Source organism: Sphingosinicella sp. CPCC 101087 (assembly GCF_004151485.1).
Lineage (GTDB): Bacteria > Pseudomonadota > Alphaproteobacteria > Sphingomonadales > Sphingomonadaceae > Allosphingosinicella.
This window is the reverse complement of sequence record NZ_SBFF01000005.1, coordinates 120772-139433: the sequence shown is the minus strand read 5'-3', so window position 1 is coordinate 139433 and position 18662 is coordinate 120772. Positions and strand designations below refer to the sequence as shown.

Here is an 18662-nt window from a genome sequence, read left to right as displayed (position 1 = left end):
GCCGGATGACCTCCGATCCACGCCGATTCATCTACCGCCCCGGCGGTCTCGATCCCGATGCCGCCCTTCGCCTCACCGCCGAAGCGCTAGGACGCTGCGACGATGGCGAGCTCTACCTGCAATATATTGCGTCGGAGAGCTTCGGCTTCGACGACGGTCGGCTGAAGACGGCCGACTTCAACACCCAGGCCGGGTTCGGCCTGCGCGGCGTTTCCGGCGAGACCACCGCTTTCGCCCAGGCCAATGAGATCAGCGAGGCGGCGATCCGCCGTGCCGCCGAGACGATGGCAGTGCTCGATCCGGCCCGGGACGCGCGCCCGGCTCCGCCGCGCCGCACCAATTCGCGCCTCTATACCGACGACGACCCGCTCGGTCTGATCCCTTTCGCGAGAAAGGTCGCGCTCTGCCAGCAGATCGACGCCGCCGCGAGGGCCCGCGATCCGCGCATCGCTCAGGTCTCGGTGTCGCTGTCGGGAAGCTGGAGCATGGTCGAGATCGTCCGTCCCGACGGGTTCGTCGCGCAGGACGTGCGCCCTCTGGTCCGGTTGAACGTTCAGCTCGTCGTCGAGCAGAACGGCCGGCGCGAAACCGGCTTTCACGGCTTGGGCGGCCGCTATCTCTATGACGAATTGTTCGAGCCTGCGACCTGGAACCGTGCGATCGACATCGCCCTGGCCCAGGCGCTGGTGAATCTCGAATCCGTCGCCGCTCCGGCCGGCGAGATGCGGGTCGTCCTCGGCCCGGGCTGGCCGGGCGTGCTGCTGCACGAGGCGATCGGCCACGGCCTGGAGGGCGACTTCAATCGCAAGGGCACGTCCGCCTTCTCGGGACGGATCGGCGAGCGGGTCGCCGCGCCGGGCGTGACCGTGATCGACGACGGATCGATCGACCAGCGCCGCGGCTCGCTCACGATCGACGACGAAGGCACGCCGACCCAGCGCAACGTGCTGATCGAAGACGGCATCCTCAAAGGCTATATCCAGGACCGGCTGAATGCGCGGCTGATGGGCGTCGCCCCGACCGGCAACGGCCGGCGAGAGAGCTTCCAGCACGCGCCGATGCCCCGCATGACCAATACCTTCATGGTCGGCGGCAGCGACGATCCTGCCGAGATCATCGAGCGGGCCGGAACCGGGATCTATGCCAAGAGCTTCGGCGGCGGCCAGGTCGACATCACCTCCGGCAAGTTCGTCTTCTCCTGCACGGAGGCCTACAGGATCGAGAATGGCCGGCTCGGCGCGCCGATCAAGGGCGCGACCCTGATCGGCGACGGTCCGACGGTGCTCACCCGGGTCTCCGCGATCGGCAACGACATGGCGCTCGACGAAGGTGTCGGCATATGCGGCAAGGGCGGGCAGTCGGTCCCTGCCGGCGTCGGCCAGCCGACCCTGCTGGTCGAGGGGCTCACCGTCGGCGGTACGGCGGCGTGATCTCCGTTCGCCCGGATATCCTGTCCTGCATCGGCGACACGCGCCTGCTGGCACTGCGCAGGATCGTTCCGGCAAACGGCGCGCGCCTGCTGCTCAAGCTGGAGAGCGACAATCCGACCGGAAGCATGAAGGACCGGATGGCGCTGGCCATGATCGAAGCGGCCGAGGCCGACGGCCGCCTCAGGCCGGGCGGGGCGGTGGTCGAATATACCGGGGGCAGCACCGGCGTCTCGCTCGCGCTCGTCTGCGCGGTAAAGGGTTATGCGCTCGACATCGTCAGCTCCGACGCTTTCGCCCGCGAAAAACTCGACCATATGCGGATCCTGGGCGCCCGTCTCCACATCGTGCCGAGCGACGGCGGCCGGATGACCGGCCAGCTCACCCGCGACATGGTCGCGGCCGCCGGTGACATCGCCGCAAGGACTGGAGCCTTCCTGACCGACCAGCTCAACAACACCGACCAGCTTTCCGCCTATCGGCGGATGGCCGATGAGATATGGGCCCAGACGGGCCGCCGGATCCATGGCTTCGTCCAGAGCGTCGGCAGCGCCGCCTCGCTGCGGGGAGTCGGCGAAGCGCTGCGCGAACGCGATCCCGGGGTGCGTGTCGCCGCGGTCGAGCCGGCGGAATCGCCGGTCCTTTCCGGCGGAGCGACCGGCGCCCACAAGATAGACGGGATCGGCGCCGGCTTCGTCGTGCCGCTGTGGAGAGCCGATGCGGCCGACGCGATCGAATGCGTCTCTACCGACGAAGCGATGGCGATGGCCTTCCGGCTCGCCCGCGAGGAAGGGCTCTTCGCCGGTACCTCCACAGGCGCCAACGTGGTCGCGGCGCTCCGCGTCGCCGAGCGGCTTGGCTCCGACGCGACGGTGGTCACGATCATGTGCGACACCGGAATGAAATATCTGAACGCGATGGGCGCGCAGGCGCAGAGCGACCAGAGGCTCGTCCTCACTCCTCGGGTGCCGGCACGATGAGCTTGGACTGGTCGCGCCAGGTGCTCGATTTCTGGTTCTCCCGCGATCCGGACGACTGGTGGACGCCGTCGGAAACCTTGGACGAGGAGATCCGGCGGCAATTCCTGGATCTCTGGAAGGAGCAGCAAGGGCGGCAGGTGGCCGACTTCCTCGGTTCGCCCGAGGATGCGCTGGCGGCGGTGATCCTGTTCGACCAGTTCCCACGCAACATGTTCCGCGGTCATGCCGACCAGTTCTCCACCGACCATTTCGCTTTGGCCATTGCGCGGGAGGCGGTCGAACGGGGCTATGACGACGGCATGGACGAGCAGCGGCGCGGCTTTCTCTACATGCCGTTCCAGCATAGCGAGGATCTGAAGGATCAGATCCAGTCGCTGCTGCTGTTCACGGCGCTCGGCGATGCCGAGATGCTCCATTATGCCCGGCTCCACCACGAAGTGATCGAGCGGTTCGGGCGTTTTCCCCACCGCAACAAGGTCCTCGGACGCAAGCCCACTGCAATGGAGCGCGCCGCGGGCGACGTGGTGCCCTGGTAGCGGAATGGCGCTCGTCGAACTCACCCAGTGCGCGAACGGCATGGAAGCGGCCGTGCTCCAGTCGGCGCTCGAAGCGGAAGGCATTCAGACCTTCGTGTTCGACGCCGAGATGAGCTGGATCGGCAACGCGCTGCAGGCGCGTCTCATGGTGGACGAAGGGGATCTGGCGCAGGCGAGGCGGATCCTCGCCCGAGAAATCCGCTGATCTACAGATAGGGCCGCAAGCTGCTGAGATCGTAGCCGGCGGCACCGGCCTTGGCGATCAGGCTCTCGCCATCACCGCCTCGGCTCGCTTCGGCGAGGGCCCAGAGATGAGCTGAGCGCGTGCCGGACCTGCAGAAGAGCATCACCTTGCCCTCCGCTCCGCCGAGCGCTTCGGCCAGCGCCTCGACCTGCTCCTTCGAAAAGCCTCCCGCGACCGGGATATGGCGGTAGGCGATCCCGGCCGCCTCGGCCGCCGTCCGAAGCTGATCGCTCGCGGGCTGGCCCGGCTCCTCGCCCTCAACGCGATTGTTGACCACGAGGGTTACGCCCTCGGCGGCCAGATCGGCCATTTCGTCGGGAAAGACCTGTCCGCCGACGAAGGTTCGCTCGTCGAGCGGGATGCGCCGGCCGATCATTCCTGTTTCTCCAGCTGTGCCTCGATCACTTCGAGGAAGGCTTCTCCATAGCGTTCCAGCTTGGCGGCGCCGACGCCGGCCACCCGGGCAAGCGCCTGGAGCGTCTTCGGCTGCGCCTCGGCCATTTCGCGAAGCGTGCTGTCGTGGAAGATGACGTAGGGCGGAACGCCGGCCGCATCGGCAATCTCGCGCCGGCGCGCGCGCAGGGCGTCGAACAAGGGGTCGTGGGGGAATTCGGCGGAGTCGCGACGGCGGCGGCCTCGCGCCTTGGCGGGCGGCAGCACGATTTCGAGCTGGGCCTCTCCCTTCAGGATCGGCCGCGCGGCGGGACCGAAGGACAGGCCGCCATAGTCGTCGGCCCGCAGCGCATCGCGCGCGAGCAAGGCGCGCGCCACCGGCTTGACCAAGGCAAGCTCGTCCGCGTCGGCGATGCCGAAGACGCTGAGCCGATGATGGCCGGATCCCAGCACCTTGTCGGTCTCGCGGCCGGCGAGCACGTCCGTGAGGTGGCCGATGCCGAACCGCATCTCGGTGCGGAACGCGGCGGAAAGCAATTTCTGCGCCGTCGTCGTCGCATCGACCGACTTGGGCGGTTGCAGGCAATTGTCGCAATTGCCGCAGCGTTCGGGCGGGTGCTCGCCGAAATGGCGCAGCAGGATGGCACGACGGCAGCCGGCGCTCTCGACGAGGGCAGCGAGGGCGTTCAGCCGCTCGCGCTCGCCATGCTGACGTCCCTCCTCGATCTCGGTCGCGATGCGGCGCCGCGCGCGGGCGAAATCTTCGGCGCCCCAGAACATCCAGGCCTCGGCCGGCTCGCCGTCGCGGCCAGCGCGTCCAGTCTCCTGATAATAAGCCTCGATCGACTTGGGGATGCCGGCATGGGCAACGAAGCGCACGTCGGGCTTGTCGATGCCCATGCCGAAGGCGATGGTCGCGACTATCACCATTTCTTCCGACGAGACGAAGGTGGCCTGGTTGCGCGCCCGCACTGCCGGGTCGAGCCCCGCATGATATGGGAGCGCGGGGCGCCCGCCGGCACCGAGCTGCTCGGCCAACCGCTCGGCCTTGTCGCGACTCGGCACGTAGACGATGCCGGGCCCGGGCTGGGCAGCGAGCAGCGACTTCAACTGCGCCGCGACACCGTCGCGCGGGCGGACATTGTAGCGGATGTTGGGGCGGTCGAAACCGGCGACGATCAGCCCGTCGTCGGGAATGCCGAGCTGGACGAGGATGTCCTCGCGCGTGCGTCGGTCGGCCGTGGCCGTGAGCGCCAGGCGGGGCACATCGGGAAAGGCCTCGAGCAAGGGCCGGAGCTGTCGGTAATCGGGCCGGAAATCGTGGCCCCACTCCGAGACGCAATGCGCCTCGTCGATAGCGATCAGCGCCAGTTTCGAACGCGAGAGGAGATTGCGGAAGCTCTCCCCGGTCGCGCGCTCCGGCGCGACGTAGAGCAGGTCGAGCTCGCCCCGCTTGAAGCGGTCCACGGTCTCGGCACGATTATTGTCGACCGACGTCAGAGCCGCGGCTCGGATTCCGAAAGCATCGGCGGCGCGGATCTGGTCGTGCATCAGCGCAATCAGGGGCGAGACGACGAGAGCCGTTCCCTCCCGCGCCAGCGCCGGAACCTGGTAGCAGAGCGACTTGCCGGCGCCGGTCGGCATCACCGCCAATGTGTGATCGCCCACCATGACTCGGCCGATCACCTGCTCCTGGACGCCGCGGAATGACTGGAAGCCGAAGGTTTCGCGAAGGATGGACAGGGGCGATGGCACGCACCCTGCCTAGCCGCCCCCTGCAGGGAAAGTCGACCCGGTCGGCGCACCGTGCGACCATGTTCGAAGGGAAATCCTCCAAGCGCGTCGGGAATTTGCGGCCTGTGTCATTGGCTTTCCAAGCCCCAGGGATCTTCGGCGTCAGCGATGGCTGACGGGCACGCAAATTGGGCCACTGCTATTGCGACCTATTCCTATTAGCGTTAGGCCGCCCGCCAGTCATTGCCGGGGGTCCCAATGTTGCGCGTGTCCTTGCCTGCCCTTGCGGTCGCTTTTGCCTGTCCAGGCGTGGCCATCGCCCAGACCGATGCCGCCGAACAGGTGGGCAGCAACGGGAACATCGTGGTGACGGCCACGCGCACCCGGCTCCCGGCGAGCGCTCTGCCTCTGACGATCGACGTGATCGACAGCAAGTCCCTCGAGCAGCAAGTGCAGATATCGGGTTCGACCGTCGATGCGGTTTCGGCACTGCTGCCGTCCTTCTCGCCCACGCGCGAGAAGCTCTCCGGCTCGGGCGAGAGCCTGCGTGGCCGCGCCCCGCTCTACGCGATCAACGGCATCCCCCAATCGACCCCAATCAGGGACGGCTCGCGCGACGGCTACACGATCGATCCCTTCTTCATCGACCGGGTCGAAGTGATCTACGGATCGAACGCGCTTCAAGGCATTGGGGCCACTGGCGGGGTGGTCAACCAGGTCACTGTCGGTGCGCCGATCCGCGACGGTTTCGCCGTGCGCACCCTGCTACAGGGCAGCGCCGCCGATGGGCTCGACGGCGCAGGGTTGGGCGGAAAGCTGGGCGGTCTCGTCGGCTACCGCGCCGGCGCGTTCGACGCGAGCGTCGGGACCACTTTCGAACGGCGGGGCGTGTTCCGCGACGGCCACGGCCGCAATATCGGAGTCGACGGCACGCAAGGCGAGGTCCAGGACAGCGACAGCTGGTCCGTGTTCGGCCGGTTCGGTTATGAAATCACCCCCGACATGCGCCTGGAGGTCATCGCCAACCGGTTCGAGCTGGAAGGCAACGGCCATTACGTGCTGGTCCCGGGCGACCGCGCGGCCGGCATCCCGGCGAGCAGCACACGCGGCACGATTCAGGGGGCGCCGCCCACTAATCGCGCCGAGCTGCTGTCCGCCGCGTTGACGCACGATGATCTCGGCGGCGGCACGTTTGCGGTGCAGGCCTTCTTCAGCCGCACGCGCGACATTTTCGGCGGGCTCGTCACCGCGACCTTCCAGGACCCCACCATCGACCCGACCGGACGGCTTTTCGACCAGTCGGCCAATCTTTCGCGCAAGCTGGGCGGCAAGATCAGCTACGAGCGCGCCGTTCCGGGCTTCGAGGACCTGACGCTCATTGCCGGTCTCGACATATTGTTCGACCGCACCGAGCAATATCTGGTCCAGACTGGACGCGCCTGGGTGCCGGAGACCGAGTTCCGCAGCTATGCACCGTTCGGGCAGGCCAATCTGGCGCTGTTCGACGGCCTGCTGCGCCTCGCCGGCGGGATGCGCTACGAGGACGTCGCACTCAAGGTCGACGATTTCGAGACGCTCGCTTTCTACGGCGCCACCGATCCGGCCGATGTCTCGACCTACCGCCCGGTATCCGTTTCGGGCGGCAATCCTTCTTTCAACGATCTGTTGTGGAATGGGGGCGTGATCGTCGAGCCGATGCGGGGCCTTCGCGCCTATGGGAGCTATGCCGAGGGCTATACCATCGCCGACGTGGGCCGCATCCTGCGCGGAATCACCCAGCAGGACGTCGACGTCGACGATTATCTTGCGCTCGAGCCGGTGATCTCGAACAATCGCGAGATCGGGCTCGAATGGAAACGCGGACCCGTCGATGCGGCCATCAGCTATTTCTGGTCCTCGAGCGACTTCGGGTCGCTCCTGGTCCTCGGGCCGGACGGCATCTACGACGTGGCGCGCCAGCCGATCGACCTCGAAGGGCTGGAGGCCAGCCTATCGTGGCGTACCCCGTTCCCAGGCCTGACGCTCAGCGCCGCCTATAGCGACATACAGGGGCAGACCGACGCCGACGATGACGGTCTGGTCGACGAGGATCTGGACGGCGCCAACATATCCCCCGACCGTCTCAACCTGGCCGCCGATTTCAGCCGTGGCCCGCTGACCGCACGGCTGCAGTCGCGCTTCTATCTTTCGCGGACGTTCAACGATGCGGCGACCGCCACCGACTTCGAGGGCTATACGCTGCTCGACGCCTTCATCGCCTACGACACCGCCATCGGCCAGATCGCGCTGTCGGTGCAGAACCTCACCGACAAATTCTACCTGACCTACGACAGCGATACCGTGCAGGTGACGAGCAACACCCGCTACTTCGCTGGGCGCGGACGAACCTTCACCGTGAGCTGGCGCGGGACCTTCTGATGCCTCTCCTTTCCCTCCTGCACCGCTGGACGGGAGGGATCGTCGGCCTGCTGCTGACGGTCATCGGCCTTTCGGGCACGCTCCTAGTGTGGGAGGAAAGGTGGATCGGCCTCCCCGGCGCCAAGGATCCGCTGCGTGCCGACGCGGCCGAGATCGGCACCACGGTGGCGGCCGCGATGGCGGAGGCCCCCGACCTTTCGCGAATCACCTTCGCCGACGATCGGATGGGCCTCCACCAGGCGATCTACGCCGACGGCGGCGGCGCCTATCTGACGCAAGGCGGCGAGATCGTCGATCGCTGGGATAGCTTATGGGGCCGCCCCGAGCTGTGGCTGTTCGACCTCCACCATTATCTGTTCCTCGGCGAGATCGGGAAGTTCATCACCGGCTTGCTCGGATTGCTGCTGCTGGCTTTCTCGGTCACGGGCCTCATCCTGTGGTGGCGCACGCGGAAGACCTTCAGCTTTCGCCTCTGGCCGGCGCGGATGACGAGGAGCGCGATCGTCCGCCAGCATCGCGATATCGGCGTGGTCGCCTCGCCGCTGCTGATCCTCGCCGCGCTGACCGGGTCGTCCATGGTGTTTCCCGCTTTGCCGGACGCGCTGCTCGCGCCCTGGGCGGCGGCCGAGGCAGCGCCTGAGGCTCCGGCCGCAGCCGGTGCGGTCAGTCCGGCGACCGACTGGCGGGCGGTCATGGCGAACGCGCAGGCCATGTTCCCCGAAGCGGCCCCGCGCCGCCTGATGCTGCCGAAAGAGACCGGCGCGCCGCTCGCCTTGCGCATGAAGCAGCATTTCGAATGGACGCCGAATGGGCGCACCTACGTCTATCTCGATCCGGCTACGGCCGAGGTGCTTGCCACCGATGACCCTGCTGCAGGCGACGCCTCTTCGGCCATCATCGAGAAGTTCTACCCGGTCCACGCGGGCAAGGTAGGCGGCCTGCTTTGGCAGCTGGCGCTGACGTTCTGCGGGCTGACGCTTGCGCTGCTCGGATCGCTGGCGACCTGGAGCTTCTGGTTCCTCAAGCCTGCAAAGGCGCCGACCGCACGGGCCAGGCGGCCCGTCGTCCCCGAGGCCGCGGAATAGGCCGGCCGGCGCCGACGATGCCGTGCGGCATCCCGGCCGGCTCCATCTTCTTAGGCGCCGGTCTCGTCCCTCCGAGGCCGCGGTGAAATCCGGCGATGATCTGCGCTCGCGGATTCTGCGATCGAGCGCGCCAGGCTCGCGGGCATTGGGTACCAGGGCGAATTGAGTGCGGAGGCTGGAACGCCGACCGCGCTCAATAAGCCAGCCCGATCCCGTCGGCCCGTACGTCGGAAGCGGCGGCGTAGACCAGATCGCCGCCGCTTTCGCGTCGCTCGACCGAGGAATAGCGGCCGAACCCGCCGTCGGAGGGGCCGAGGCGCCAGCCCATGTCGGCCAGCGCCCGGGCGGTGCGCTTTGGGACGCCGGTCTCCAGCCGCAGGAGGCCGGTTCCGCCGATGCTCTTGTCGTCCTCGCCCATCTGCTCCGACGAGCCTTCATGGTGCCAGCGCGGGGCATCGCCCGCGGCCTGGCCGTCCAGGCCGTGATCGACGCGGTTGATTATGACCTGGGCCTGGCCCTGAGGCTGCATATCGCCGCCCATGACTCCGAAGGACAGCCAGGGCTTGCCCTCGCGCGTGGCGAATCCGGGAATGATCGTCTGGAACGGCCGCTTGCCGGGCGCATATTCATTCGGATGCCCCTCCTGCAGGGTGAAGAGCTGGCCCCGGTCGTGGAGCATGAAGCCGAGCCCATCCGGGACCAGCCCCGAGCCCATGCCGCGGAAGTTGGACTGGATCAGCGACACCATCATGCCGTTCCGGTCGGCTACGCTGAAATAAGTGGTGTCGCCCTGGCTGGGCGCCTGTCCCGGCGCGACGGACGGATTGATCCGGTCGGGACGGATCAGCTTCGCCCGGTCGGCGGCATAGTCTCTGGAGACCAGCCAATCGGTGGGAATGCGCGAAAAGTCGGGATCGGCATAATAGCGGGCGCGGTCCTCGTAAGCGAGGCGCTTGGCTTCGGCCTGGAGATGGATCGACAGCGGCGTCTGGAAGCCCGCCTCTTTCATGTCGAACGTCTCGAGCATGTTCAGCATCTGCAGCGTGGCGATGCCTTGGGTATTCGCGCCGATGGCGTGAACGGTGACGCCGCGATAATCGGTCGCGACCGGCTCGCTCCACTCGCTCCGGTGGGCTGCAAGGTCTTCGCGCGTCATCCAGCCGCCGATCCGCCGGAAATAGGATTCGATCGTGGCCGCAATATCGCCCTCGTAAAAGGCGTCGCGGCCCCCCTCGGCAATCCTGCGGTAGGTGCGGGCCAGATCGGGATTTCGAAAGATCTCCCCGGCCCGAGCGCGGTCGCCCGACGCATAGGTCGCCTGTGCATTGGCGATCTCCTCGATGCCGATCCCCGGGCGCGCATAATTCGCCATCGCTCGGTTCATGTAGTAAGCGACGATCGGCGAGAGCGGCACGCCGCCTTCCGCATAGGCGATGGCCGGCTCGAACAGCTCGGCCCAGGGCAGACGGCCGTAGCGCTGGTGGAGCCGCCACCAGGCGTCGACCGTGCCCGGCACCGTCACCGTCACCGCGCCGTAGGGCGGCAGGACGCCGTCGCGGGCGCGCGAGCGGACCGTTTCCAGGCTGAGCCCGCGCGGCGAGCGCCCGGACCCGGCGATCCCGACAACACGCGACGCCTGCGGGTCCCACAGCATTGCGTAGAGATCGCCGCCGATGCCGTTGGCGGTGGGCTCGAGGAAACCGTGGGCGGCATTGATCGCGATGGCTGCGTCGACCGCCGATCCGCCCTTCTTCAATATCTCGATCCCGGCGAGGGTGCCGAGCGGATGGGAGGAAGCAGCCGCGCCGTTCCGGCCGAACACCTCGGAGCGGGTGCCGAAGCTGGCGCCGACGGGACGGTCGCCTGCCTCCACATCCGGATAATGTTGGGTGGCCGGCAAGGATGGGCTGAGGGGCGGAGCGACTGGGGCCGTCTGCGACAAGGCCTGGCGGGCGGAGGCCAGGCCGACGGCGGCAAGCGGAGCGGCGGCGAGGAAGGTTCGTCTTTTCACGTGTCGGTTCTCCGGGGCTGCGGCGAAGGTGGTAGCAGAAGGGGGGCGCCCGTGTCGAAAACAGGCTCGATACGCCTCGCGGGCTGGATTGCTTCGTCGCTGCCCCCTCGCAAGGATCGTCTGGATAGAGCAATATAATGGTCCGGACTCCGCCGCTGAACAAGCGGCCGGCGGCTAGGACGGCCCGTCCAGCACCGGACTGCGGGCCGCCGCAGGTTGGACGTTCGGCGAAGCTCTCCGGTGCGTCCTAGACAGGGATCCGTCGGCTCTGCGCTCCTCCCAATGCCGCTTCAGGGCAAGGCGATCATGCCCCGGACAGGACGGGCGAAGATGCGCTCAGCGCTGCCGGCGCGGCGGAAGATCGCCTCGCCGACGGTGCCGCCGCCTCGGGAGCCCATCACCGGAGCGCAGGAGAATAGTCGGTCGGACGCAGGACGCGCTCCTCGATATCCCCGACCATCGGACCGTGCTCGGAGGCGCTTTCCTGCTTGATGCGGATCCACTCGTCGTCGGCGAGGAAGGCCCGCCAGGCGCGGCGCATCGTTGCCTCGTCGGGCCAGTTCAGCAGGTAGACGAATTCCGGCCCGCGCTCGGTGCGGGTTTCCCACATGGCGACAATGTCGAAGCCGTGGCGCGCCATGATCCGCCGTGCATGGTCGCGAAAGCGATCGTGGAAGGCGCCGCTGGTGGCGTCGAACAGCTGGTAGACGCGCAGCTGCTGAACCGGCCGTGCGGGCGGATCGACGGCGTGAACGGCCAGCGGCGTGATCCCCACCGCAAGCGCGGCAAGGATCGCTCGGTACCTCGAAGGTGGCGATCTCACTTCGATCAACGCTCCCTCACAGTTCCTGCCATTAGCGCGACCGGACGTCGCGGCCGCTGCCGTGGCCGTTCTCCACCCACGCCGCGCCGCTCATTCCCTCGGTTTCTCGCGGCGAACGGCGAGGTTCGTGAAATACCAAGCGCCGGGTTCGACGGCAACGAGCGGCAGCCGCGTGCCTGCGCGCCTCCGTGCTCGAGGGCGAGATTCGACGAAGCCGCTGCCCCGGCCGGCGTCCACCGGACTTGAAAGTCGGACCCGGGGTCCGACGTTGCGACCATGCCGGACCTCGACGACCTGCTGGCCGAAATTCGCGCCTGCCGCGCCTGCGCGGAGTATCTGCCGCTCGGGCCGCGCCCGGTGCTGCAGGCCGGGGCCGGCGCCCGAATCCTCGTCGCCAGCCAGGCGCCAGGCACTCGCGTCCATACCTCCGGAGTGCCGTTCGACGATCCCTCGGGCGACCGGCTGCGGGCCTGGCTCGGAGTCACGCGGGCGCAGTTCCACGACCCCCGTCTGTTCGCAATCGTTCCGATGGGCTTCTGCTATCCTGGCCGCGGCGCCGGCGGCGACTCGCCGCCGCGGCCGGAATGCGCGCAGCTGTGGCGCGACCGGCTGCTGTCGAGGCTGCCGTCGATCGACCTGGTGCTGCTGGTCGGCAGCCATGCCCAGCAGCACGTTCTGGGCAAGGGGTCGATGACCGATCGGGTGCGCCGCTTCCGAGACCATCTGCCGCTCCACTTGCCGCTACCGCACCCGTCCTGGCGGTCGCGACTCTGGGAGGCGCGCAATCCCTGGTTCGGCGAAGAGGTGATCCCCGAGCTGCGCCGGCTGGTGGCCGCGCGGATAGGCGACATCGCCGAGGGCGGTGTGGAAAGACGGGGGGCCTGAGCGGTGGCGGCGGAGGCGCCCCTTCCCGTCTACACGGTCGGGCATTCAACCCGCTCGATCGAGGAATTCGTCGAGCTGCTAAGGGCCGGACCGGCCGACATGGTCGTCGATGTACGCACGGTGCCGCGGTCGAGAACCAACCCGCAATATAATGAGGATGCGCTGCCGGATGCTTTGGCCGACTACCAGATCGGCCATACGCGCATTCCAAGCCTCGGCGGGCTACGGGGCAAGGCCGTCGGGGTCTCGCCGGAGACGAACGGCCTGTGGCGCAACGTCAGCTTCCACAATTATGCGGACCATGCCCTCGGCGATGCCTTTCAGGAAGGCTTGGCCGAGCTTCTGCGCCTGGCAGAGGTTCGCCGCTGCGCGATCATGTGCGCGGAGGCCGTGTGGTGGCGCTGCCATCGCCGTATCGTCGCGGACTATCTGATGCTGAATGGCCGCACCGTGCTGCACCTGATGGGCTCGTCGAGGGTCGAACCGGCGAAAATGACCCCCGGAGCCGAAGCGAGCGGCGACCGGATCCACTACCCGAAGCGGGGCGACGATCCATAAAATTGACTGCCCCATGCTGACGGCTGATCCGGCCTATTCGGCGGCCTGGGTGGCCTCAGCCTCCTCTTCTGCCTCGCTCTGCTGACGCGCCCACATCTCCGAATAGAGACCGCCCTTGCGCAGCAAGGCTGCGTGGGTGCCGCGCTCGGCGACGCGGCCCCGGTCGAGGACGATGATCTGGTCGGCGTCGACAACCGTCGACAGGCGGTGGGCGATGACGATGCTGGTCCGGCGCGCGGCGACGTTGCGCAGCGTCTCCTGGATCGCTGCCTCGGTGCGACTGTCGAGGGCGCTGGTCGCCTCGTCGAGGATCAGGATCGGCGGGTCCTTGAGCAGGGTGCGGGCGATCGCCACGCGCTGCTTCTCTCCGCCCGACAGCTTGAGCCCCCGCTCGCCGACCAGTGAGTCGTACCTGAGCGGCAACTCCATGATGAAATCGTGGATCGCCGCGCCCCGGGCGGCGTCCTCGATCTCCTCGCGCGTCGCCTCGTCCTTGCCGTAACCGATATTGTAGCCGATCGTGTCATTGAACAGCACGGTGTCCTGCGGCACGATCCCGAGCGCCGCCCGCAAGCTCGCCTGGGTCACCTGGCCGATATTCTGGCCGTCGATGGTGATCCGCCCTGAGGTCGGCTCGTAGAAGCGGAACAGCAGCCGTGACAGGGTCGACTTGCCGGCGCCCGACGGGCCGACGATCGCCGTCATCGTCCCCGGCTTCACCTCGAGGTCGATTCCCTTCAAGATGTCACGGTCGGGCTCGTAGGCGAAGTGGACGTCCTCGAACCGGACGTGGCCGGCCCGGACGACGAGCGCCGGTGCGCCGGGCGCGTCGGCGATCTCGGCCGGCGTGTCGACGATGCCGAACATCGCCTCCATGTCGATGAGGCCCTGGCGAACGGTTCGGTAGACCCATCCGAGCATGTCCAAGGGTCGGAAGAGCTGCATCAGGAAGGTGTTGACGAAGACGACGTCGCCGGCCGTGAACGCGCCGCGGCTCCAGCCCCAGACCGTATAGGCCATTGCGCCGGCCATCATCAGATTGGTGATCAGCGACTGGCCGACATTGAGCCAGGCGAGCGAGGTTTCGTTGCGCACCGCCGCCTCGCGAAAGGCTTCCATCGTCCGGCCGTAGCGGCGCGCTTCGCGATCCTCGGCGTTGAAATATTTGACCGTCTCGTAGTTGAGCAGCGAGTCGACGGCACGAGCGATGGCCTGGTTGTCGACATCGTTCATCTCGCGCTGCAGCCGGGCACGCCATTCGGTGACGACGCGGGTGAACCAGATGTAGAGGACAACCATCGCAAGCGTCGCCGCGACCAGGCCGGGACCGAATTTCACGCCGAAGATGATGCAGATCGCGGCCAGCTCGATCAGGGTCGGGGCGATGTTGAACAGCAGGAAATAGAGCATCATGTCGATGCTCTTGGTGCCCCGCTCGACGATGCGCGTGAGCGCACCGGTCCGCCGCTCGAGGTGGAAACGCAGCGACAAAGCGTGGATGTGCCGGAACACCGTCTCGGCGAGGCGCCGCGCCGCATCCTGCCCGACCCGCTCGAAGATGGCGTTCCGGAGATTGTCGAACAGGACGCTGCCGAAGCGGGCGGCGACATAAGCGAAGACCAAGGCAACGATCAGCCCGGCCGCTTCGTCCATCCCGGTCGACATCCGATCGACCACCGCCTTGTAGGCGAAGGGCATGGTGAGCGTCGCCGCCTTCGCCGCCAGCACGAGCAGGACGGCGATGACGACGCGGGTCCGTAGCGCGGGCTCCCCGGGCGGCCAGAGATAGGGCAGGAAGCGGCGCAGCGCGCTCCAGCCGCCCGTCGCTTCTTCGGTCTTGATTTCTTCGGGCGCCATTGCCGACCTAGATAGGCGCGCGGCCGCGGCTTCCCAAGTGACGGGGGCGAAACGTCAGGAACCGGTTCGCCGCCGGACGGTTCAACGCTCATATGGAACCGTTAATCTATGTCATGGCAATCCTCGGCTGCGGCGAAAGCGACGCGCCCTGCCGCGAAGTGACGGTCGCAGAGGCGCGTTACGAGAGCGAGGCCGCGTGCGTCGCCGCGACGGAAGCCGAGCTTCTGCGGCGCGACGACCTGCTTTTTCCTTCGGTCGTGGCGCAGTGCCGGCCGGGCGAGAGCCGACCGCAGCTGCTGCGTGGCAGCGATGTCCTCCTCCCCGATCCCGCTGCGGGACGGCATGCGCCGCCGCGCTTCGCTTCCGCGGAGCCCGGGCGCGACCGGCCCTAGCGCCTGCGGCCGCTGCCTCGGGAGCCGCATTGACGAGATTGGCTGCCGCGCGCTGCGTCTCAATGAAAGTCGCGTGACTTGATCCGGATTCCTTCGGCCTTCCGATAAGGTTTGAGCGGCAGCGGCCCGCGCTGGCGGTGGTCGGGCCCGCCGCCCTTCGCCCCGTCGCCCGGCCCGGTGCGGTGTGGAAATTCGCGATCGCCAACCGCGCGCAGCAGGAAGGATTCGTCCTCGAGCCGGTCGGCGATGACGTGGATGACGTCGCCCTCCTTCTGGACACGCCCCTCGATCCCGATCATCGCTGCCGACAGAACGGTGCGGCGATAGGTCTCGTAGAGACGCTGCCAGATGATGATGTTGGCGATTCCGCTCTCATCCTCGATCGTGACGAAGGTGACGTTGCCGGCGCCGGGGCGCTGGCGGATGAGAACGATCCCGGACAGGCGGACCTTGCGGCCGTCTTTGATCCGCTTCAACGCCGAGCAGGGAACCGATCCGCGACTCTCCAGCTCCGGCCGGACGAAGGACAAAGGGTGATCGCGCAAGGTGAGCTGGACCGCGCGATAATCCTCGACGACCTCGCGTCCGGCGGTGAGCGGCACCAGCCTGACCTCCGGTTCGATGTCCCGGGCGGCGGCGGCGGCGAACAGAGGCAGCGGCGCTTCCCCAAGTCCGCGCACGCGCCACAGGGCCTGGCGTCGGTCCAGGCCGAGACCGGCGAAGGCGTCCGCGTCGGCGAGCTTCTCCAGCGCCGCCACCGGCACGCCGGACCGGCGCCAGACATCCTCGACCGAATCGAACGGACGCTCGTCGCGCGCGGCGAGGACTCGGGCGGCATGGTCGTTGGAAAGGCCGCGCACCATGCGCAGGCCGAGGCGGATGGGGAGCCGTTCCTCCCCGGGCTTGCTCGGGGAGGAGTTTTCGACCGTGCAATCCCATCGGCTGGCGTTGATGCAGATCGGGCGCACCTCCACGCCGTGTTCCCTTGCGTCACGGACGATCTGGGCGGGGGCATAGAAGCCCATCGGCTGGGCGTTGAGCAGGGCCGCGCAGAAGATGTCGGGATGATGGCATTTCACCCAGGACGAGGCGTAGGCGATCTTGGCGAAGCTGGCGGCGTGGCTTTCGGGGAAACCGTAGCTGCCGAATCCTTCGATCTGCTTGAAGGTCCGCTCGGCGAAGTCGCGCGTATAGCCGTTCTTGATCATGCCCTTCACCAGCTTGTCGTGAAAGGCGCTGACCCCGCCGGTCACCTTGAAGGTCGCCATCGATCGGCGCAGCGCGTCCGCCTCGGTCGGCGTGAAGCCGGCGCCGACGATCGCCACCTTCATCGCCTGCTCCTGGAAGAGCGGCACCCCCTTGGTCTTCTGCAGTACCTCCTTGAGCGCCTCGGAGGGATATTCCTCCGGCTCCTTGCCTTCGCGCCGGCGCAGATAGGGATGGACCATGTCGCCCTGGATCGGCCCCGGCCTGACGATCGCCACCTGGATGACGAGGTCATAGAACTCCCTGGGCTTGAGCCGGGGAAGCATGCTCATCTGCGCCCGGCTCTCGATCTGGAAGGTGCCGAGCGTGTCGGCCTTCCGGATCATCGCATAGACCGTATCGTCGTCCTTCTGGAGGACTTCGGAATCGAGCCCCAGGGCGATACCCTTATGCGCCGCGAGCAGATCGAAGGCGCGGCGCATGCAGCCGAGCATGCCGAGGCCGAGCACGTCGACCTTCATGAAGCCCAGTTCCTCGATATCGTCCTTTTCCCACTCGATGACCCGTCGGTCCTCCATCGCCGCGGGCTCGATCGGGACGAGATCGTCGAGGCGGTCGCGGGTGAGGACGAAGCCGCCCGGATGCTGGCTCAGGTGGCGCGGCGTCCCGATCAGCTGGCGGGCGAGATCGAGGGTCAAGGCCAGCCGCGGATCGCCGCTGTCCAGGTTGAGCTCGGCGGCATGGCCTTCGGTGACTCCTTCGGTCGACCAGCCCCAGATCTGGCCGGCAAGCGCGCCGGTGACGTCTTCGGGAAGGCCGAGCGCCTTGCCGACTTCGCGGACTGCGCCGCGGCTGCGGTAGCGGCTGACGACGGCGGTCAGTGCGGCATGCCGGTGGCCGTAGGTTTCGTAGATCCACTGGATCACTTCCTCGCGCCGCTCATGTTCGAAATCGACGTCGATGTCGGGCGGCTCGTTCCGGCTTTCCGAGATGAAGCGCTCGAACAGCAATTTATGTTTGACCGGATCGATCGAGGTGACGCCGAGCACGTAGCAGATCATCGAATTGGCGGCCGAGCCGCGTCCCTGGCAGAGTATCCCCTGGCTGCGCGCAAAGGCGACGATCGAATTGACCGTGAGGAAATAGGGGGCGTAGCCGAGCCGCCCGACCAGCCTCAGCTCATGCTCGAGCAGGTCCGAATAGGCCTTGGGCACGCCGTCCGGGAAGCGGGCGGCGAGCATCTCGCGGGCGAGCCGTTCCAGCGCTTCCTGCGGCGTGCGGCCCGACATCACGATCTCGTCGGGATATTGGTAGCTTAGTTCCCGCAGCGAGAAGGTGCAGCGCTCGGCAATGTCGGCGCTCGCGCGGATCGCGTCGGGAAAGGCGGCGAAGCGGCGCGCCATTTCCTGCGGGCTCTTGAGATGACGATCGGCGAAGCGCTCGCGGCGGAAGCCGAGTTCGTCGATCGTGCATTTGTGGCGGATCGCGGTAACGACGTCCTGCAGCAGCCGTTTGTCCGGGCTGTCGTAGAGGACGTCGCCCACGGCGAGGCTGCGCAGACCGTGGCGGCGCGCCATCGCCTCCAGCGCGTGCAGCCGCTCCGCCTCGCCCGGGCGGCGGCGCAGGACCAGCGCGCCATGCGCCCGGTCACCGAAAATGTCGGCGGTCTGGCGCAGCCCAGCTTCGGCCGCACCGTCCGCCTCATTGGAGAGGAAGGCGGCGACCAGTCCTTCCGAATGCGCGTCGACATCCTCCCAGTGGAGAAAGCATTGCCCTTTCTCGCCTTTCTGCGGGTCGGCGCGCTGCTTGCCGAGGGTGAGCAGGCGAACGAGGCGTGACCAGCCGCCCCGGTCCTCCGGCCAGACCAGCAGCGAACCGCCCTCGACCAGGTCGAGCCGGCAGCCGGCGACGAGCCGCACGCCCGTGGCATCGGACGCCCGCAGCGCATGGACGAGACCGCCCACCGTGTTGCGATCGGTGATTCCGAGCGCCGGATAGCCGAGCAAGGCCGCGGCCGAGAACAATTCCGCCGCACTGGAGACCCCACGCAGGAAGCTGAAATGGCTGGTGACCTGAAGCTCGGTATAGGTCACCGGTTCCTCCCTTCCATTCC

General features: G+C 67.6%; 15 protein-coding genes. 9 read left to right on the top strand and 6 right to left on the bottom strand.

Going from position 1 to position 18662, the window contains the following annotated elements:
- Positions 1-5 precede the first annotated feature (5 nt).
- The 4 genes from tldD to EKM57_RS09410 are packed head-to-tail and all read left to right on the top strand — an operon-like array spanning position 6 to position 3148.
- Positions 6-1430 carry a metalloprotease TldD gene (gene tldD, locus EKM57_RS09425; protein WP_129792247.1) on the top strand — a complete coding sequence of 475 codons (1425 nt, stop codon included), beginning with the start codon at positions 6-8 and terminating at the stop codon, positions 1428-1430.
- Positions 1427-2407, top strand: a complete 981-nt coding sequence (locus tag EKM57_RS09420; RefSeq protein ID WP_206185365.1) for a PLP-dependent cysteine synthase family protein — start codon at positions 1427-1429, stop codon at positions 2405-2407. Before tldD ends, EKM57_RS09420 begins: the two co-directional genes overlap by 4 nt.
- Positions 2404-2943, top strand: coding sequence for a DUF924 family protein (locus EKM57_RS09415; RefSeq protein ID WP_129792245.1), 540 nt, complete (start codon positions 2404-2406; stop codon positions 2941-2943). Before EKM57_RS09420 ends, EKM57_RS09415 begins: the two co-directional genes overlap by 4 nt.
- Before the next feature lie 4 nt (positions 2944-2947).
- Entirely contained in the window at positions 2948-3148 is a 201-nt protein-coding gene (locus EKM57_RS09410) for a DUF2007 domain-containing protein (protein WP_129792244.1), read from the top strand.
- Position 3149: 1 nt separating this feature from the next.
- Here the strand turns inward: EKM57_RS09410 and EKM57_RS09405 are convergent, their stop codons facing one another.
- Together EKM57_RS09405 and recQ are read right to left on the bottom strand one after the other, a co-directional pair.
- Entirely contained in the window at positions 3150-3563 is a 414-nt protein-coding gene (locus tag EKM57_RS09405) for a TIGR01244 family sulfur transferase (protein WP_129792243.1), read from the bottom strand.
- Positions 3560-5335 carry a DNA helicase RecQ gene (gene recQ, locus EKM57_RS09400; RefSeq protein ID WP_129792242.1) on the bottom strand — a complete coding sequence of 592 codons (1776 nt, stop codon included), beginning with the start codon at positions 5333-5335 and terminating at the stop codon, positions 3560-3562. The genes EKM57_RS09405 and recQ overlap by 4 nt, the downstream gene beginning before the upstream one ends.
- A 237-nt stretch (positions 5336-5572) precedes the next feature.
- Between recQ and EKM57_RS09395 the strand changes: the two genes are divergently transcribed.
- A complete protein-coding gene (locus EKM57_RS09395) occupies positions 5573-7732 on the top strand; it encodes a TonB-dependent receptor (RefSeq protein ID WP_129792241.1) in 2160 nt (719 codons plus the stop codon).
- Positions 7732-8817: a PepSY domain-containing protein gene (locus EKM57_RS09390; RefSeq protein ID WP_129792240.1), complete on the top strand. Its 1086-nt coding sequence runs from the start codon at positions 7732-7734 to the stop codon at positions 8815-8817. Before EKM57_RS09395 ends, EKM57_RS09390 begins: the two co-directional genes overlap by 1 nt.
- A gap of 193 nt (positions 8818-9010) precedes the next feature.
- On the opposite strand, the gene EKM57_RS09385 is transcribed toward EKM57_RS09390, so the two are convergent.
- Positions 9011-10828, bottom strand: coding sequence for a gamma-glutamyltransferase family protein (locus tag EKM57_RS09385; RefSeq protein WP_129792239.1), 1818 nt, complete (start codon positions 10826-10828; stop codon positions 9011-9013).
- Positions 10829-11225: 397 nt separating this feature from the next.
- Positions 11226-11651, bottom strand: coding sequence for an NIPSNAP family protein (locus EKM57_RS09380; protein ID WP_206185364.1), 426 nt, complete (start codon positions 11649-11651; stop codon positions 11226-11228).
- Positions 11652-11927: 276 nt separating this feature from the next.
- Here EKM57_RS09380 and EKM57_RS09375 point away from each other — a divergent pair, with 276 nt between their 5' ends.
- Both EKM57_RS09375 and EKM57_RS09370 read left to right on the top strand, forming a co-directional pair.
- Positions 11928-12536: a uracil-DNA glycosylase family protein gene (locus tag EKM57_RS09375; protein WP_129792238.1), complete on the top strand. Its 609-nt coding sequence runs from the start codon at positions 11928-11930 to the stop codon at positions 12534-12536.
- Between the two features lie 3 nt (positions 12537-12539).
- Positions 12540-13094 carry a DUF488 family protein gene (locus tag EKM57_RS09370; RefSeq protein ID WP_243450965.1) on the top strand — a complete coding sequence of 185 codons (555 nt, stop codon included), beginning with the start codon at positions 12540-12542 and terminating at the stop codon, positions 13092-13094.
- 33 nt (positions 13095-13127) lie between these two features.
- Here EKM57_RS09370 and EKM57_RS09365 read toward each other — a convergent pair whose 3' ends face one another.
- Complete coding sequence (locus EKM57_RS09365; RefSeq protein ID WP_129792237.1) at positions 13128-14951, bottom strand: ABC transporter ATP-binding protein/permease; 1824 nt, start codon at positions 14949-14951, stop codon at positions 13128-13130.
- Positions 14952-15043: 92 nt separating this feature from the next.
- Here EKM57_RS09365 and EKM57_RS09360 point away from each other — a divergent pair, with 92 nt between their 5' ends.
- Positions 15044-15343, top strand: coding sequence for a hypothetical protein (locus tag EKM57_RS09360; RefSeq protein ID WP_165357307.1), 300 nt, complete (start codon positions 15044-15046; stop codon positions 15341-15343).
- Positions 15344-15402: 59 nt separating this feature from the next.
- Here EKM57_RS09360 and EKM57_RS09355 read toward each other — a convergent pair whose 3' ends face one another.
- Positions 15403-18642, bottom strand: coding sequence for an error-prone DNA polymerase (locus EKM57_RS09355; RefSeq protein ID WP_243450964.1), 3240 nt, complete (start codon positions 18640-18642; stop codon positions 15403-15405).
- Positions 18643-18662 lie beyond the last annotated feature (20 nt).

What these genes read in the sequence shown, in the direction of transcription:
- tldD (WP_129792247.1), top strand. Translation starts at nt 6, where the DNA reads ATGACCTCCGATCCACGCCGATTCATCTACCGCCCCGGCGGTCTCGAT.
- EKM57_RS09415 (WP_129792245.1), top strand. Translation starts at nt 2,404, where the DNA reads ATGAGCTTGGACTGGTCGCGCCAGGTGCTCGATTTCTGGTTCTCCCGC.
- EKM57_RS09410 (WP_129792244.1), top strand. Translation starts at nt 2,948, where the DNA reads ATGGCGCTCGTCGAACTCACCCAGTGCGCGAACGGCATGGAAGCGGCC.
- EKM57_RS09405 (WP_129792243.1), bottom strand. Translation starts at nt 3,563, where the DNA reads ATGATCGGCCGGCGCATCCCGCTCGACGAGCGAACCTTCGTCGGCGGA.
- EKM57_RS09395 (WP_129792241.1), top strand. Translation starts at nt 5,573, where the DNA reads ATGTTGCGCGTGTCCTTGCCTGCCCTTGCGGTCGCTTTTGCCTGTCCA.
- EKM57_RS09390 (WP_129792240.1), top strand. Translation starts at nt 7,732, where the DNA reads ATGCCTCTCCTTTCCCTCCTGCACCGCTGGACGGGAGGGATCGTCGGC.
- EKM57_RS09375 (WP_129792238.1), top strand. Translation starts at nt 11,928, where the DNA reads ATGCCGGACCTCGACGACCTGCTGGCCGAAATTCGCGCCTGCCGCGCC.
- EKM57_RS09365 (WP_129792237.1), bottom strand. Translation starts at nt 14,951, where the DNA reads ATGGCGCCCGAAGAAATCAAGACCGAAGAAGCGACGGGCGGCTGGAGC.
- EKM57_RS09360 (WP_165357307.1), top strand. Translation starts at nt 15,044, where the DNA reads ATGGAACCGTTAATCTATGTCATGGCAATCCTCGGCTGCGGCGAAAGC.